Origin of the sequence: Halomonas sp. 3A7M (genome assembly GCF_014897875.1) — a bacterium.
GTDB lineage: Bacteria > Pseudomonadota > Gammaproteobacteria > Pseudomonadales > Halomonadaceae > Vreelandella.
Genome location: NZ_JABUZD010000076.1, coordinates 1 through 15,573 on the forward strand (window position 1 = coordinate 1; position 15,573 = coordinate 15,573).

Consider the following 15,573-nt stretch of genomic DNA (forward strand, 5'->3'; position numbering starts at 1 on the left):
ACAGGGTATCAGAGGGTGCGACACTCATCCTGACACTGGGGGTAGCCCACCCGCGGCGGTAATCGCCGCACTGTAGGATTTGTCGTAACCTTCCTGCTCCATTGCTGGCACCATCGCACGGGACATAATGGCAATTTGCGAGGCTGCCGAACCAATAATCGCCGCCATCATCATATTGGCGACTAAATTGATATAGGCGAGACCACCGCGAAACCCTCCCACTAAAATACGCGCTAAAGCGATTAAACGGCGGGTTAAACCGCCTTCATTCATTAATTCGCCCGCCAACATAAATAACGGAATCGCCAGCAACCCATAGCTTTCAATGGCGCTAAACAGCTGTTGTGGATACGAATCAAATAACACCGTATTACCTGACATCTGGATATACCACATGGCAGTCAATGCCAGTACTAGCGCAATGGGCACAGCGCCGAGCAACAGCAGCAAGAAAACAGCAATCGTCATAAACGGACCGTCAATAGGGTAAGCAGGATTAGCGTAGCGTTTTGGCAGTGGGTGCTTGGGTCGGGGTTCGCCACTGTTTGAGTGACTGGATAAGATTTGTCCAGCCATGCAGGCTAAGGGAAAATGCAAACCACGGCACAATTAACCACGCCCAGAATTTTTTAACGCCAAGAGTGGAGGTGTTTTCAGCGTAAATAAAATTGAATGTTTGCCCTTGAAAAGCACGGGTATCAAACCCCGCTTGCACCAGTGCAAGGGGCTGATACCAACGCCAACAGAGCCACGCTAACAGCAGAGCAAATAACAGCACCATGGTATCTACCCAGATACCTATCAGTTTCCGGCCGGTTTGCGGTAGCAGATCACTCAGCAACGTGACCGCTATCCCCTGGCGGCGTTTAAACACCGTGGCGGCTATCAAAAAGGTCATCCAGATCATGGCATAAATTGCCAGCTCGCTAATCCAGTAAAGCGGACTACCTAGCGCGCGAAACGCAATATTGGTGAGAATCAGACAGGTAACCGCCGCTGCTAAAGCAGCGGCGGCAATCTCTTCACAGCGTGCAAGCCCTGATGAAAAACGTTGCAGCATATTACTCGTCACGTAACCGGTCAGCTTCGGCGCGTAACGTTTCTAACATAGGTGCCTTAGGCGCCCAGATGTTTTCCCACTGTGCAATGGCGTCAGAGAAAAACTCAGCATCCGCTTCAACGATGTTGATATCCAAGGCGCGAATTTCCTCTTCCTGAGCGGCATCCTTCTCTTCAAAACCCACCAGCACGTTCTCTAGATGCTCAGCCATCGCAGTATCAATCAGCTCACGATCTTCTTCAGAAAGATCGCGCCATACTCTCCCAGACACGACGCCCACCATAGGGAACATCATATGGTTAGAAATCAGCAGGTTTTCTGCCTGCTCGTAGAATTTCAAAATCAAAATAGAGTCGAAATCCATATCAATGGCATCGACCTGACCGTTAGCCAGCGCGTCATATACTTCTAATAGCGGCATGGGTGCAGGGGCAGCACCAGTAGCCGTATAGAAATCACGAATCGGCTCGAAAGGGGTAATACGTAAACGCTGCCCCTGCAGATCGTCGGCGCTTTCAATAGGGTCACGACTGAGCACTTGGCGCATGCCTACCATGCCGTAGCCAACGCCAATTAAGCCGACTTCTTGTGGCATTAATTCGAGTAGTTCCCCAGCCGCGTCAGAACGCAACAGCCGTGCCGCGTGATTAACGTCATCAACCAAGTAAGGTGCGTATAGTGCGCCAAAATCGGGAATACGGTTGGAAATTTCGGCAATCGTCAAGAAAGCCATATCTAACGCGCCGGTTTGCAGCTGCTGAACCATTTGCGCTTCATTGCCAAGCTGCTGAGCTGGAAAAACACTAACGCTATGCTCGCCATCAGAGCGCTCGTTAAGTGTTTGGGCAAAGGCTTCCGCCTCGGTAGACCATAGATGCTGTGCAGGCGTGATAAGGCCGAGACGAAAATCCCGCGCTTGAGCACTCATGGCTGAAACGGCGAGCGTGGCTGTTGCGCAGGCAAGCGTAAGCGTTTTGATGCGATTCATGCAAAGCCTCTTGTATCCAGCGGAAGCGCCTAGAACGCTTCGCGTGTTTTTTTAATTGATAGGCTTTGAGAATACCTTAGCGTTAGCGTTAATGGCACCCGCCATTACGCTAACGCAACGGAGCTACTTACGCCGCTTCGTAAGCCGCTTTTAAGCGGTAGAACTCATCAACAATCGCTGCCATTTCAGTCGCGTCATACTCACATAAGCCGCTGACCACTAATTTCTTCGAGCCTACTCCAACCGCTTCTCCTGCAGACTCAATCGAGAACTCAAGTAAAGCATCAGCACGCTTGCCCTGAACCTCTAACGATGAACTCGTTAGGGCTAAGTTTGGCGAGAAACCGTCTAAGCGCTCTAAGGAAAACCCCATGCTGTCGTAAATAACCAAGGGGCGCTTGGGGTTAAACATTACCCCGTGCTGCTCCATCAAAGGCTTTAAATAGTGAGGAAAGTTCTTCCCTGAGAACGCCACATAGCAGCGGGCAAACGCCTCAATAGCCGCTTCATCGTGAGTAATCTCCCCCCCACGAGTCACCTGCAGGTAGCATTTGCCTCCTTCATCGCAGACAAGTAGATCACCATTCGCTTCTTCACTAAACTTGAGTGGTGTATCAGCTCCCACCATATTGGTGAAGCGAAATTCCATTTGTCGCGACAACCCAAACTTCACCAGCACCAGCGTAAATAGCAGGTCTCCAGGTACGCAAAAACGGCGCGCATCTGGATTGTGAATCGGGTTGTAATCGCCGGCCACGCCCTTAGCGAAACGGCTGGCCTGCTCAGCAGAGATCACAACATACTCTCCGCGTTGCGCGTAAAAATCCTTGAACATGGCTTTGCTGCCTGCCTAGCGTTGAAATCGAAAACCCATTACGGCCCCACGACGCGCATAATGCCATAAAACACGCGCCGACAGGAGTCATCTGCAAGGAAGCCCGTATGCCGAACAAGTACTTTAGGTCAAAACGTCTACCCCGCATCCTACTACTCACGCTATTAAGCGCTTTGATAGCAGCATTGGTATGGGTATTTGGCAGCTCTTGGCTGCTGAATAGCCAATGGCTACCCAAACGGCTGTCTCAAATTGAGGGGGTCGAAGTACGCTGGACGAATGCAAACAGCCTTCACCCAGGGCGCTGGGAGGTAGAGAACCTCTACTTAGCACGGGAAGACGACAACTTGCCGATATCCGTTGAAGCCCAACGTGCAACGCTTTCGCTCTCGTTACTAGCACTTCTGCGCGGCGAACTACACATACAGACACTCGATGCCAACGGGCTTCGCCGCTTGACCGTTGGCGATATTGCTCTCGAGGCACAAGGCCAGCTGCAGGTGGCGGATACCCAGCTAAGTCGCGCTGCGTTAGTCGTTCCAAGTGTGTCGTTGGATATCAGCCAAGGTCGCCTAATACGCCTTAGCGACCAAGCCTCGTTAGTACAAAATATCCAGTTACGCGCAGATGCCTCTCTAGACAGTGTTACTACCGCGCAAATTCCCCGCGAAGAGCTCACCGCTGAACTGCTCAGCGCCCTGTCTGCACAACTGACCATCGCGGCGCAGGCAGATGCTTGGGACGTATTTATGCCCTATCTAGAAGCGCTGCCCTGGCTGACACTTGATGGTCACGGCAACTTAGCGGGTGAACTTAACCTAAGCGATGGCAAGCTACAGCATGGCAGCGAGCTAACCTTAAATGCCCCCGAATTACGCTTAGCGGTGAACGAACAACGCCTGCAACCTCACGAAGCAGACGACCTGCGTTGGTTGGTTGCAGAAACACCGCTTCCGCTCCACACCGCCGTTGGTGAAGGCGCCGTGCGCTTGGAGGTAGAAGACAACATGCTCAACTTTTCAACGCAACTCATCAATGTCGTCTTGGCGGATACCCACCCTTATGCCACTAATACGCAACTTCACCTAGCGACCAGTACGCCCAATCAACGCTTAGACCAGCTAGATCTGCCCACTGGCGCCTTGTTGGAACTACAAGGCGACGTCACTCGCCTGGACATGCTTGATCGCTATCTGGCACACACCTTTGACGGCCAAGGGGTTCGGCTTGAAGGTAACGGCCAAATTGAAGCCAGCGTGACGCTACGTGACGCCAAGCCTCATGACGCCTTCTTAGCGATTCAAGCACCAACACTTGCGGCTAATTTACTTGATTTCACGGCTCAAGGAAGTGGCTCGTTGGCCGCACAACTGTCCAGCGAAGAGACGATAGACGCGACACTCACCTTCACTGACGCCACCCTTAGCCACCATCAGCGAACGTTGATGGCGGACGCGGCCATTACGTTGAATGCGCTTAGCCCACTGAACCCAGCGCTAGCGCGAGAAAACGCCACTGCCCGCCTAACCTGGCAGTCCGCGCGCTTACCTGACATTAGCGTGTTACAAACTTATCTTAAAGCCGCCCTGCCCGACCCGGCCCCATTACAATTGCTTAGCGGCCAAGCGACTAGCCGTGGACAGCTCGACTTCACCGCCGATCAAATGCGCGGTGAGATCTTTTTAACAGGAGAGCAACTAGCCACCCGCTGGCAACACACTGAACAGAACGGCGTACTGGAAAGCGACGCACAGCTTAGGTTAGCCATTCGCCGAGCGGCTCTTGATGGCACAAGGCTTGATATCAGCGGATCACGTCTGCGCTGGCAAGTGGCGGATACGCAGTCTACCAATGAGCGTTTAGAGAGTATTTTAGTGCTCAATGACGGCCGTTTTCAGCGCAGCGACAGTAACGGTGATGAAGATAAACCGCTCAGTGGTGAGTTTTCACTCGAAGGTAGCATTCAGCAGCTGGGATTCTTAAATACCTTTTTACCCGACGCCCATGGCTTGGCAATTGCGGGTAACGGCCAACTGTTCGCTCAAGGGGCTTTTCGTAATGACCATTTACTTGCCCCCACCCGCCTACGAGTGAATGCCAATCAGCTTGAGGTGGCATTTTTAGATTACGTCGCCACTGGGCGTGGCGAATTGACTGCCCAGCTCGACACGTCTGAGCAGGCCCAGCTTTCACTAGGCATTCCACACTTTGCGCTTATGCGCCAGGACGATGACCGCCCCCATTTGGAAGGCCGCCACTTTGCCCTCACAACCGAAACTGAACGTTTCAGTGACGTGCTGGATTCGCCAGAGCCCGATTTCTTCACTACTCGCATCGCACTGCCTATTACGGAGGTGCCCGACTTCACTCGCTATAACCGTTACCTACCTGAAAATGCCGGGGTTACCTTATTGGGCGGCCAAGCTAGCCTAACCAGCGAATGGCTGCTGGATGGGCTTACCGCCCAGGGCGACATGACACTGCGTGCGTTTGGTGCCGAGCTAGCGCTACTTGATCAACAGCTTAAGGGCGATGTTGAATTAAATCTGCAACTCACCGAAGGTGATTTAGAAACACGGCGCTTCAATGCCAATGACTCATTTCTGCGCCTGGAAAACGTCTTTCGGCAAAGCTCGGAAGGTGCACAAGATGCTGGCTGGTGGGTACAACTCACGATGGAAGAAGCACAGCTTGAGTGGGACGACCCTATTCGTCTAACCAGCCAACTGCGTCTTGGCATGCGCGACACCGGGCTACTGGCCCGGCTCTTTCTCGCCCGCGCCAGACAAAGTGATTGGCTGGGGCGGTTATTAAACGTGCATGACATTAACGGTAGCGCGCAGCTTCAGATCAACGGCGAACGCATACGCCTACATGATCTCACGCTTAGCGGCGGCCCCCTTTTACTGCTTTCCGATGTCACCTTAGCTGAAAAAAGCGCCAATGGTGCGCTCTATGCACACCTTGGCGCTCTAGGGATAGGTGTAGAGCTGATCGACAGCGAACCCACGTTAAAGGTACTGCAACCAAGACGCTGGTTTGATCGCTGGCGAGAAGCAAATGCGTTTTGAAAGACAAAGAAAAAGAAGGAAGCAGAGGCAAACACGCCTTCCTTTCGCGGCATCACCAAAGGAAGGCCACCCGGCTAACGTTTTTTACGCTCTCGCCGGATCATCCGTACCCGCTCTTTAGCTTTCTGAGGGGTTGATAGCGGTGCCGAAGCCTCATCTTGCGTTTTCGGTGGTAGCGTAACCCAGGCAAATACCGGTAGCGCCAGATGCCAGTGAATCGCCGCTAGGCGCAACCCAAGTGTCACCGTTAATGCAGCTGCAATCGCAAAGGTTAGCGGCGCCTCTAACGCATCGAACGCCACATACACAATGCCACCCGCCAGGGCTGCCGTTGCGTAGATCTCTTCACGGAGCACCATGGGCACCCGCTGGGCTAGCACATCACGAATCATACCACCCGCTACCCCTGTCATCATGCCCATTAACACCGCCACAACGCCTGATGTGCCCAGCAACAGTGCTTTATGGGTGCCTATGACAGTAAATAGCGCCAGCCCAAACGCATCCGCAACGGGCAAAAAGCCCCGAGAGAGGCGATGAATATAGTGAAACCCCACCAAAGACACACCCACTGTGGCTAATATCACCCACAAATAGGTCGGATCAGTCACCCAGAAGACCGGACGGACGCCCAGCACCAAATCTCTGAGTGTGCCGCCGCCAATGCCGGTCACCGCCGCCAGCACCAGCATGCCGAAGGGGTCCATTCGCGAACGACAGGCTAAAATCACACCTGACAAGGCGAATACGATGACACCCGCCATATCCAACCAATAAATCACACCCGACACGCGACTCTCCTTGGAGACATGCTAATAAGGCGAGCAGGATAGCACTCCTATGAGTACTCGGGTCATAGCGAAGAAGATGAGATCACTAATCAGTGGCTGTCATGCAGTACGCAGGCCAATATACGCTGAGTAGGTTAGGCTAGTGGACAGCTTCATCCATAAACAGCAAGGAGCACACATGGACTGGAACCCTGCTTATACTTGGCTGGTGATTGCTCTGCTGCTAAGTCTCGCAGAATTGACGTCTGGCGCAATGTTACTGCTTGCGCTGGGAATTGCTGCGGCGCTGACCGCTGCGGTAACTGCACTAGGGTTATCGCTGCCGTGGCAGTTACTTAGTATGGGGATTTTCGCGGGTGTCTTAGTGCCTTTAGGCGTTATGGTTATTCGTCCGCGCTTTTCGCCAAAAGGTGTGGCCTACGGCACGACCGGCACGGGCGTTGAAAAAGGTAATCATTACAAAACACTGGTTCGCGACTTTGACAACGCCACTGGCATTAAAGTGAACGGTGATTTCTACCGTTTGCGTGTCATTGAGAGCGGTGATACCAACTTGCCGCCAGGCACCCGAGTCATCTTTAAGCGCTTTGAAGGTACGACGGCCTTAGTGACGCTGACACCTCCAGATAACGCTAGCCCCCAGGATGCAATTTCCCCACGCAAGGAGCCATAAGCATGAATAACCTCATGGATTTATCAATTAGCCCAGGCCTGCTTATCAGCCTGATTATTGTCGTTATTGGCGTGCTCATCATCTCGAAAGGATTGGTCATTGTTCGCCAGTCAGAAGTGATGGTGATTGAGCGATTAGGTTCGTTTCATCGCGTACTTGAAAGCGGCATCAACATCATTATTCCGTTTATTGAGCAGCCACGCGCGATCACAATGCTGCGCTATCGCAAAATGGGCGAAGACTACACAGCCATTACCAGCGATGAAATCCGCATTGACCGCCGTGAAACGGTCATGGACTTCCCGGGCCAGCCAGTCGTCACCACGGATAACGTCACCGTGAGGATCAACGGCGCGCTTTACTATCAAATTATCGACCCTAAACGAGCTGTCTATGAAGTAGAGAATATGAGCCAAGCAGTCGAGGTTTTGGCTAAAACCACGCTTCGCTCAGTGGTCGGTAAGATGGAGCTAGATAAACTGTTTGAGTCTCGTGCCGAAGTTAACAATGAAATCCAGGCAGCGATGGAAGAGCCCGCTTCCAAATGGGGTGTCAAAATCTCTCGGGTAGAGGTGCAGGATATCGCCATGCCAGAAGAGGTAGAGTCTGCGATGCGCCTGCAGATGGCTGCTGAACGTAAACGCCGCGCCACAGTGACAGAAGCAGAAGGTGAAAAGTCTGCAGCCATTGCAATGGCTCAAGGACAGCGTGAGTCGGCCATTCTTAACGCCCAGGGGGATAAAGAGTCGGCGATTTTGCGCGCTCAAGGTGAGCAGGAATCCATCAAACTCGTGCTTAGTGCCATCGGCGATAGCGAAGAGAACAAGCGCACCGTAGTTGGCTATCTACTTGGCCAAAGCTATATCAAAGGGCTGCCCAACATGGCGAAAGATGGTGAGCGGGTATTCGTGCCTTACGAGTCCTCTGCTCTACTGGGCTCAATGGGTATGTTCCGCGAAATGGCAGGATCACCTGAAGATACTGTCACCAACCATCTCAAAAATCGCAACAGCAGCGAGAGCGGCTTCCGCAGCGGGATCGTCGGCGGCGCCGCATCCAATTAAAAAGTATGCTTTTAATAATACTGCGCTAGTTACTATTTCTACCAATTACTTCTATCAGCTATTTCTATCAGCGACGCAAAACCTGCCCAGGCTGGGCCAGCAGAGGCCCAGCTCACTTCGCCACTCCCTAGAAACATTTATTAACGTTGACGAAACAACCATCGCCTTAGGCATATTTTTAGTTAAACTGGGAAGAATCTTTGCTGTTTGCCTCATGTGCGCCTCAATCAACTCGTAAGCTTTGATTGAAGCACTTACAAGAAGAAGGATCATAATCAGAGGATTAGACGTTCATCATGCTGCCTCGTTGGCTTGCCATACGTCATTACACTCAGCTGCTCCTAATACTGACCACGCTTGTGATGCTTCCAAGCGGGCTTTTCGCTGCTTCCCCGCCACAACCACTGCAAAGTTGGGAATATCGCTGGGGCGATTCTTCGCAGGATTCAAATAACCGCCTTCTATGGCTGCACAGCAACGCAAGCGAGTGGCAGGCGATTGATTCTCCATTTAACCCGCCTGGCCGCGAGGGGCACGAACATCTCTGGTTACGCACGACGCTCCCCGTCGGAAACTGGAACGATCCAGTTCTCTTTATCACTAGCATGAATCTTATCGGACAGGTTTATCTAGGTGACAAACTTATTTATCAATACGGTGAGTTTGACGCTCAGGGTAAGGGGAGTTTTGCAGGTTGGCCTTGGCATATGATCGACTTACCCGACGATGCTGCCGGGCAACAACTCACTTTTCGTTTCTACTCTGACTACACCAGCATTGGCCTATGGGGCCAGGTGCAAGTGATGGAACGTAGTGATGTACTAAATCAGGTTATTCTCGACTCCGCTCAGGATCTTGGCGTGAGTGCACTGGTGTTGGTGCTAGCAATTCTGGCAACTATTTTCGCGTTGATAGGGCCGCAACGCCAAGGCTTTGGTGCCATTGCGCTGTTTGCCTATGCTTCAGGGTTAATGTTGCTTGCTGAAACCCCTGCTCGCCAGCTAATTTCAGGTGGTGCTCTGGGTTGGGACATGTTGCGAGCAGGCAGCTACTATACATTGCCAGTGGCATTGGGCTTATTGCTCAGCGACTGGCTGGAAGGCACGGCCAAACGCTGGATCACACGGCTATGGGTTACCCATCTGCTATACCTCGTTTTCGCCATGGGTTTAGTTCTGTTGGGCGTGATCAGTCTTTCGCTTACTTTTCCCATCTTTGACGTCATGCTAGCCATCTCGCTCCCTGTAATATTGGTGCTAGCACTCATGCGCTTTCAATGGCTGAATGTGGAACAGCGGCTACTAGTGGTGAGTTTTACTTTCTTCGCCCCACTGCTGTTAGCCGACATGGCCGTTGCCCATGGTTTTGTAGCCTGGCGCAGCGTTCCTTTAAGCTATGGAACATTAGCTTTCTCTGTCGCCAACGCTGCTATTTTTCTGTGGCACTATCGCCATACTCAACAACAACTTGCCCTTGCAAATGAAACTCTTGAGCAACAAGTAGCGTCACGTACCGCTGATCTTGACCGACTCGTTCAGGAGTTAGATAGCCTATCCCGCAAAGATCCATTAACGGGTCTGCATAATCGTCGTCACTTCGACTCAGCATTTGAGCACCAGTGCCAGCGAGTACGACAGCCTACCAGCCAACTCTCTGTACTTATGCTGGATGTGGACTATTTCAAACAGATCAATGATGATTTTGGTCATGATGCAGGAGACGCCGTTCTGGTGGATATTGCACAGTTGCTGCGACAACATCTACGTGATCTCTACGTCATCTGTCGTTTTGGTGGGGAGGAATTTGTTGCCTTGCTGCCTGCCACATCGCGAACTGTTGCCGAATCCAGAGCAAAAGCACTGCTAATATCCATCTCGCAAACGGCATTTGCTCATCAGGATATGCCGCTCCGACAGATCACGCTTTCCTGCGGTATCGCCACTTACCCTGATCACACCCAAGACCCCAAGAAATTGCTACGACTTGCCGACGAGGCACTTTATCAAGCAAAACACAACGGGCGAAACCGCTGTGTTGTTTGGGAAGACTCTCTTGAAGATAAAGGCTTTTTATTCAGTAAACAGCAAACACTATGAACGTTAATGGCGTGGATTGTTAAGCAGAATCTGTCTTCAAAAAGTGCTCCACAAACACCTTATAGTCCTGGGATACACAGTCGGCATAGGCAATTGCCAGGGTCGTCACTACCTCAATAAACTGCGCTTCGCGACCTTCTAAACGTTGGCATACCGCGTTAGCAAATGGTGCTGACTGACCACGGTGAAGCGCCTGGGCACCGCGCAAATGTTCACGTGCGAGAATTTCACCCCATTGGCGCGCTAATTTCCGGTAAGACTTCCCCCCTGAAAGCTTGTGAGTAGGCACATCTTTTTTAAACGGAGAGCGCTCCCGAACCGAAAACACTTTGCCATTCATGGTCAGCCAACCCAAGTAGGCATCGGGGTGCTCGGCAATGGCATGAAATGCCGCTGCATGGCGAATGCCTTCATTAGGAAATAGCTTTCGCCACGCCTGTTGCTGGGCTTTATTCATTAATCCATAAGCTTCCGGTGTTACTTGTTCTTTAACATCTAATATAACGTCGTCGTGTTCATGATCCGCGCCACCCTCAATCAAAACATAATAACGCTCTACACCTAACGACCCCGTTCCCGCATCAAGGCGGCGAACGGTGTCTTTGACACGAAAGTGTTTTGGGTCACTCTCTTTGATCGGGTGCTGTAGCGTCTGTTGATACTCTTGCTCAATCAAACGGCGTAGCTGGCTAGCGACATCTGCTGGTAAGTTCGCAAGTTTCCCAGAGCGCTCAGCGAACATGCGCCCTTTCTGACTATCGAGGGTTGTCCATTTTTCCAGCATACGCGCCCGACTCTGCTTATCAGCGACGTTGCCCATGAAAGCCTTCAGTGGTCCCTTGGCGCTATCCAGAGTCACCGCCTCAATGGGCTGCTCTTTAGCCAGCGTATCTTTTTCATTAGTTTCTTGGCTATAAACAGCTAGCGTATGGATATACCCCTCTAACAGCTTTTTCAGCGCTTTATCCGTCGCTTTAGAACTTAACGCGGCGTTTTCACGACTATCCAGTACCACGCTGATCGCCAGCCGCCATACATCGTATTGATAGTCACCTATCAACGCGTCATCGAAGTCATCCATACCGTAGCGCACTTGGTCATCATGGTGACCATAAGCGCCGAAGTTATAAACGTGCGCATCGCCTTGAAGCCACGTTTGGGTATTAGGCCATCCACCGAATAGCGCAAAGCGCCAGTCGTGCCAAACGTCTTGCCAATACAAGTGATTAGTTCCACGAAAGAATCGGTAGGGAGACACAGCCATTTTGGCGTACTTTGCTTGGCGGTGCGCTGCATTGAGCGGCGCATTCACCTGCTGAATCGCCTCAATCACTTGTTGTGGGCGGTTATGCCCGGTTAGTGCATGGCTCATCGCGTTGCCTTTATCGGTGCGTAAAAAGCAGTCTGCTATTAGCGTAGGAGATAAACGTTAACAGAATAAGTCATTCACAAATTATGCCCATGCCCAGCTAACTAGCGCCGCCAGGTTGATCAGCACCGTCATCCAGAATACACGCCTGAAAGCGCGCTTTTGTGTTTTGTGGCGAAGCCATTGCTGTGCAACCATTGCCCCTGGCCAGCCGCCCAATAGTGACAACACATGCAAGGTATTTTCGGAAATCCGCTGCGCGTTTTTTTGTGCAGCGGATTTATCTACCGCATAAGTAAGACACATCACCACACTGACCGCTAGGTAGATGAACAGCAACCACATAGGTAGCTTTCCGCTGACGACCGCGGCGGCCAGTAGCGCAAAAAATGTCAGCGTTATGACCAGTGACCGCCCCACAGTGCCTTTCACGTGCCGAGGTGCGCTAGCCTTTCGATTCAACATGAGTGTGTTGCTCCTTTCCTTGAGCCGCGATTATTCTAAAGCAGTTAGAAGTGGGCTTTCTGTCAACGAACCGCCCCAGCCATCACAGTGCACCAATTCATTTAATGAAAGCCGAGAGCGCCACCCTTTTGCTTCCAGCTCGGGCTGATCTAAAAACTCGCTGACATAGCCAAGGCAAAGATAAGCCAATGGATAAACATGTTCAGGCAACTTCAACGCCGTACTCAGTTGATCTTGATCGAGAATACTCACCCAGCCAACGCCAATGCCCTCTGCCCGCGCTGCCAGCCAGAGGTTTTGCACGGCTAAACACGTGCTGAATAGATCGGTATCCACAATGCTATTGCGCCCTAGCACATGGGGGCCTCCCCGGCTGCGGTCACAAGTAATGCAGAGGTTAATCGGACTTTCTAAAATGCCTTGTAGTTTCAAGCCCTGGTAACGCTCCTTGCGTTCTCCCTCAAACCGCTCAGCGGCTTTTTGGTTTTCTCGCTCGAACATCGCCACTATCGCCGCCCTCACCTCGCGGCTTTCGATCACAATGAAATCCCAGGGCTGCATAAAGCCTACCGAGGGAGCGTGGTGGGCTGCCTTTAAAAGCTTGGCCAGAATCTCGGGGGCAATCGGGTCGGGTAAGAACTGTGAACGCACATCACGCCGTTCATAAATAGCGCGGTATAGCCCGCGCTTCTCAGCATCTGAAAAGTGGTGACTCGGGGTACTCATTGGGTGTAAGGCCTTTGATAATACAAATATAGGTGCAGCCTACCCCAGAACTTCGCTGCGTTCATGAATAGAGCAATACAGAGTTAGATTCCAAGCAGCGGTGAGTCAAACGATCTGGATTACACGCTATCAACTGTCGCCTATACGCTAAAGCCCCAGCCCGCCAACATCACCGGCCAGGGCGGTAACCCAGATCGTTAGAATGAAACAGGTTTCATTTTCGTAGCCAGCTCGTCATCTATTGCATTCGCGCGTTTAGCGGCAGGCCTGCTTTCCGTGCGTTCTATGTACTCTTTGAATACCTCTTTTGGCGCAATATTTTTCTGCATTATCCCCCACCAGAGATAGCTGCTGAGCACGATATCCGCTGCAGTGAATTGATCGCCACAGATATATGGCGACGTTTCCAGCACCTTTTCCAGGGTATTAATACTGTCGTCTATGCGGCCACAACCAACGGCCTGGGCGTTACTGTCATCAATGTTCCACCCATAGGCGACTGCACTGGTGGCCATTTCAAAGGGACCGGCCATGAAAAACAGCCAGCGATAGTAAGCGCCGCGCTCAGGTGATTCCAGCGGCGGCGCTAGTTTTTTACTTGGAAACTGATCTGCAAGATAGGCAACGATGGCCGCCACCTCGGTGACGACGATGTTGCCATGCCTAATCGCCGGTATTTTACCCATGGGGTTAATGGCTAGGTATTCCTGGCTCTTCATCTCAGCGCCGTATTCCATGGTCTTTGTGACGTAGGAAATACCCAGTTCTTCTAGCATCCAGCGCACTACGCGGCCACGGGACATAGGGTGAGTGTAAAAAATTAGTTCTGACATGCTGATCTCCTTTTTCAGTCACTTCTTCAGTCAATGCTTCTTCCGTCAATGCTTCAGATGACGTGAGTTACTGCGAGATCAGGTTAATTTGTAAATAGGTAAGAACTTGTCCTATATAAACGCAATAATTTAATTTGTCTGCAATGCAGAATTAAGGCTTCAAAACTCGTTCCAGGAGGAAGGCCGCATGGCGAACCCCACAACACGCGTGCTTGCTGTGCTTGAATTATTGCAGGCTCATGGACAGCTGGGTGGTGCCGAACTAGCGGAACGCCTCGGCGTCGACCGGCGCACCATCCGCCGTTACATGACGCTGCTGGAAGACATGGGCGTGCCGATTATGACCGAGCAGGGACGTTATGGCGGCTACCGATTAGTAGCTGGGTTTAAACTCCCCCCCATGATGTTTACCGACGAAGAGACCCTCGCTATATCCCTGGGGTTGCTAGCCGCCCACCAACTCGGCCTTACGGAGGCAGCACCCGCCATTGCCAGTGCTCAGGCGAAACTTGAGCGTGTGATGCCCGCCAACCTTAAGAGCCGCATGCGGGGTGTCAGTGATACCACTCGGGTAATCCTACCTCGGGGTGCGCCCAGCCTTGACAACCGAGCCCTTGAAACACTGACCAAAGCTACAGAAAGCATGCGAACCGTAGGGCTTATCTACCACTCTCCACAGCAGGGACCGATAGCGCGTAGGATTGACCCCTACGGCTTGGTTTTTCAACAGGGACGCTGGTATGTCGCTGGTTTATGCCATCTTCGGGGGGCGATGCGATCCTTTCGTCTGGATCGTATCAGCAATGTTCAGCTTCAGTGCGATACCTTTATCCGCCCAGCCAATTTCGATGCAGCAGATTTTTTAAGTGACAGTTTGTCGTCCTGGAGCCAACCCTATGAGGTGTCACTAATACTCCACACCGATCTCCCCACGGCTAATGCGGTATTCGGTTTCCAGGCTCTGTGCGCAAGCCGCCTCGAACAGGTGGAAAGCGGTCTGCTCATCAATACTCAAACCGACAGCTTCGAATGGCTTGCCAGTTGGCTGGCACAGCTCCCGTTTCGGTTCACCATACTGCAGCCAACGGCGTTGAAGGATGCCTTGCGTGAACGAGCCAATGATTTACTGGCAAGTTGTGGACACTCCGTTAGCGACGCTAGTTAATAGCGAGATCAATTTAGTCGCCAGCGCAGCGGCGCTGTTTGGTCTAAAACACCATCAGCGTCCCAGTCATTCCAGCCCGTAAAGGGAATGGGTGACTCGGCATCCAAACTTACAACCCGGGAAGCCCAAGCCGTTTTACATGCCTCTAAGTGGCCAATGATTTCGGTCTCCTCTTGATAGCGAATACCACCGCCCTGGATGCCATAGCTAACCTGGGGAGCCAACACCTCAAAGCCAACGTAGTACAGCGATGAATGAATTGGCCATAGCCAATGAACCATATTGCCAGCGCGGCCAAAGGGCTGAAACGCCTTTTCTGGTGAACCGGTGGTTACCGATAGCATTGCTCGCTTGCCACGATAGTAGCCGCGATCGTAACGCATACGGCTTGTATACCCCCAGTGTCAGGATGAGTGTCGCACCCTCTGATACCCTGT

General features: G+C 52.0%; 16 protein-coding genes. 5 read left to right on the top strand and 11 right to left on the bottom strand.

The features are described 5' to 3' along the window. Nucleotides 1–24: 24 nt before the first annotated feature. The 4 genes from INT19_RS06860 to INT19_RS06875 all read right to left on the bottom strand — a co-directional run bounded on the left by INT19_RS06860 (nt 25) and on the right by INT19_RS06875 (nt 2,883). On the bottom strand, nt 25–468 hold the full coding sequence (locus INT19_RS06860) for a TRAP transporter large permease subunit (RefSeq protein WP_226924506.1): 444 nt from the start codon (nt 466–468) through the stop codon (nt 25–27). 28 nt (nt 469–496) lie between these two features. Further along, on the bottom strand, nt 497–1,060 hold the full coding sequence (locus INT19_RS06865) for a TRAP transporter small permease (RefSeq protein WP_193060212.1): 564 nt from the start codon (nt 1,058–1,060) through the stop codon (nt 497–499). Nucleotide 1,061: 1 nt separating this feature from the next. Next, the gene (locus INT19_RS06870) at nt 1,062–2,048 is read right to left on the bottom strand and encodes a TRAP transporter substrate-binding protein (protein ID WP_038477276.1); all 987 of its coding nucleotides are present in this window, start codon (nt 2,046–2,048) and stop codon (nt 1,062–1,064) included. A gap of 127 nt (nt 2,049–2,175) precedes the next feature. Further along, the gene (locus INT19_RS06875; RefSeq protein WP_038477280.1) at nt 2,176–2,883 is read right to left on the bottom strand and encodes a DUF3581 family protein; all 708 of its coding nucleotides are present in this window, start codon (nt 2,881–2,883) and stop codon (nt 2,176–2,178) included. 107 nt (nt 2,884–2,990) lie between these two features. Between INT19_RS06875 and INT19_RS06880 the strand changes: the two genes are divergently transcribed. Next, nucleotides 2,991–5,954 carry a hypothetical protein gene (locus INT19_RS06880; protein ID WP_193060213.1) on the top strand — a complete coding sequence of 988 codons (2,964 nt, stop codon included), beginning with the start codon at nt 2,991–2,993 and terminating at the stop codon, nt 5,952–5,954. Between the two features lie 74 nt (nt 5,955–6,028). Here INT19_RS06880 and INT19_RS06885 read toward each other — a convergent pair whose 3' ends face one another. Then, entirely contained in the window at nt 6,029–6,745 is a 717-nt protein-coding gene (locus tag INT19_RS06885) for a trimeric intracellular cation channel family protein (RefSeq protein ID WP_193060214.1), read from the bottom strand. A 178-nt stretch (nt 6,746–6,923) separates the two neighbouring features. Between INT19_RS06885 and INT19_RS06890 the strand changes: the two genes are divergently transcribed. Together INT19_RS06890 and INT19_RS06895 are read left to right on the top strand one after the other, a co-directional pair. Then, a complete protein-coding gene (locus INT19_RS06890; protein WP_193060215.1) occupies nt 6,924–7,418 on the top strand; it encodes an NfeD family protein in 495 nt (164 codons plus the stop codon). Nucleotides 7,419–7,432: 14 nt separating this feature from the next. After that, nucleotides 7,433–8,482 (top strand): SPFH domain-containing protein, encoded by a 1,050-nt coding sequence (locus tag INT19_RS06895; RefSeq protein ID WP_095604084.1) that lies wholly within the window; start codon nt 7,433–7,435, stop codon nt 8,480–8,482. Between the two features lie 294 nt (nt 8,483–8,776). Here INT19_RS06895 and INT19_RS19405 read toward each other — a convergent pair whose 3' ends face one another. Next, nucleotides 8,777–8,992 (bottom strand): hypothetical protein, encoded by a 216-nt coding sequence (locus INT19_RS19405; protein WP_226924508.1) that lies wholly within the window; start codon nt 8,990–8,992, stop codon nt 8,777–8,779. 95 nt (nt 8,993–9,087) lie between these two features. Here INT19_RS19405 and INT19_RS06900 point away from each other — a divergent pair, with 95 nt between their 5' ends. Then, nucleotides 9,088–10,578, top strand: a complete 1,491-nt coding sequence (locus INT19_RS06900) for a GGDEF domain-containing protein (protein ID WP_226924510.1) — start codon at nt 9,088–9,090, stop codon at nt 10,576–10,578. Nucleotides 10,579–10,597: 19 nt separating this feature from the next. Here the strand turns inward: INT19_RS06900 and INT19_RS06905 are convergent, their stop codons facing one another. The 4 genes from INT19_RS06905 to INT19_RS06920 all read right to left on the bottom strand — a co-directional run bounded on the left by INT19_RS06905 (nt 10,598) and on the right by INT19_RS06920 (nt 13,971). Continuing rightward, nucleotides 10,598–11,950, bottom strand: coding sequence for a DUF2252 domain-containing protein (locus INT19_RS06905; RefSeq protein WP_193060217.1), 1,353 nt, complete (start codon nt 11,948–11,950; stop codon nt 10,598–10,600). 81 nt (nt 11,951–12,031) lie between these two features. Next, on the bottom strand, nt 12,032–12,412 hold the full coding sequence (locus INT19_RS06910; protein ID WP_193060218.1) for a DUF1294 domain-containing protein: 381 nt from the start codon (nt 12,410–12,412) through the stop codon (nt 12,032–12,034). A gap of 30 nt (nt 12,413–12,442) precedes the next feature. After that, nucleotides 12,443–13,138: a 5,6-dimethylbenzimidazole synthase gene (gene bluB / locus INT19_RS06915; RefSeq protein ID WP_193060219.1), complete on the bottom strand. Its 696-nt coding sequence runs from the start codon at nt 13,136–13,138 to the stop codon at nt 12,443–12,445. A gap of 197 nt (nt 13,139–13,335) precedes the next feature. After that, nucleotides 13,336–13,971 (bottom strand): glutathione S-transferase family protein, encoded by a 636-nt coding sequence (locus INT19_RS06920; protein ID WP_193060220.1) that lies wholly within the window; start codon nt 13,969–13,971, stop codon nt 13,336–13,338. A 187-nt stretch (nt 13,972–14,158) separates the two neighbouring features. On the opposite strand from INT19_RS06920, the gene INT19_RS06925 reads away from it, so the two are divergent. Continuing rightward, a complete protein-coding gene (locus INT19_RS06925) occupies nt 14,159–15,136 on the top strand; it encodes a helix-turn-helix transcriptional regulator (protein WP_193060221.1) in 978 nt (325 codons plus the stop codon). Between the two features lie 8 nt (nt 15,137–15,144). On the opposite strand, the gene INT19_RS06930 is transcribed toward INT19_RS06925, so the two are convergent. Further along, nucleotides 15,145–15,519, bottom strand: a complete 375-nt coding sequence (locus INT19_RS06930; protein WP_226924512.1) for an NAD(P)H-dependent oxidoreductase — start codon at nt 15,517–15,519, stop codon at nt 15,145–15,147. Nucleotides 15,520–15,573 lie beyond the last annotated feature (54 nt).

What these genes read in the sequence shown, in the direction of transcription:
- INT19_RS06880 (WP_193060213.1), top strand. Translation starts at nt 2,991, where the DNA reads ATGCCGAACAAGTACTTTAGGTCAAAACGTCTACCCCGCATCCTACTA.
- INT19_RS06905 (WP_193060217.1), bottom strand. Translation starts at nt 11,950, where the DNA reads ATGAGCCATGCACTAACCGGGCATAACCGCCCACAACAAGTGATTGAG.
- INT19_RS06875 (WP_038477280.1), bottom strand. Translation starts at nt 2,883, where the DNA reads ATGTTCAAGGATTTTTACGCGCAACGCGGAGAGTATGTTGTGATCTCT.
- INT19_RS06925 (WP_193060221.1), top strand. Translation starts at nt 14,159, where the DNA reads ATGGCGAACCCCACAACACGCGTGCTTGCTGTGCTTGAATTATTGCAG.
- INT19_RS06870 (WP_038477276.1), bottom strand. Translation starts at nt 2,048, where the DNA reads ATGAATCGCATCAAAACGCTTACGCTTGCCTGCGCAACAGCCACGCTC.
- INT19_RS06865 (WP_193060212.1), bottom strand. Translation starts at nt 1,060, where the DNA reads ATGCTGCAACGTTTTTCATCAGGGCTTGCACGCTGTGAAGAGATTGCC.
- INT19_RS06860 (WP_226924506.1), bottom strand. Translation starts at nt 468, where the DNA reads ATGACGATTGCTGTTTTCTTGCTGCTGTTGCTCGGCGCTGTGCCCATT.
- INT19_RS06910 (WP_193060218.1), bottom strand. Translation starts at nt 12,412, where the DNA reads ATGTTGAATCGAAAGGCTAGCGCACCTCGGCACGTGAAAGGCACTGTG.
- INT19_RS06890 (WP_193060215.1), top strand. Translation starts at nt 6,924, where the DNA reads ATGGACTGGAACCCTGCTTATACTTGGCTGGTGATTGCTCTGCTGCTA.
- INT19_RS06900 (WP_226924510.1), top strand. Translation starts at nt 9,088, where the DNA reads ATGAATCTTATCGGACAGGTTTATCTAGGTGACAAACTTATTTATCAA.
- INT19_RS19405 (WP_226924508.1), bottom strand. Translation starts at nt 8,992, where the DNA reads ATGGAGAATCAATCGCCTGCCACTCGCTTGCGTTGCTGTGCAGCCATA.
- INT19_RS06920 (WP_193060220.1), bottom strand. Translation starts at nt 13,971, where the DNA reads ATGTCAGAACTAATTTTTTACACTCACCCTATGTCCCGTGGCCGCGTA.
- INT19_RS06895 (WP_095604084.1), top strand. Translation starts at nt 7,433, where the DNA reads ATGGATTTATCAATTAGCCCAGGCCTGCTTATCAGCCTGATTATTGTC.
- INT19_RS06930 (WP_226924512.1), bottom strand. Translation starts at nt 15,519, where the DNA reads ATGCGTTACGATCGCGGCTACTATCGTGGCAAGCGAGCAATGCTATCG.
- bluB (WP_193060219.1), bottom strand. Translation starts at nt 13,138, where the DNA reads ATGAGTACCCCGAGTCACCACTTTTCAGATGCTGAGAAGCGCGGGCTA.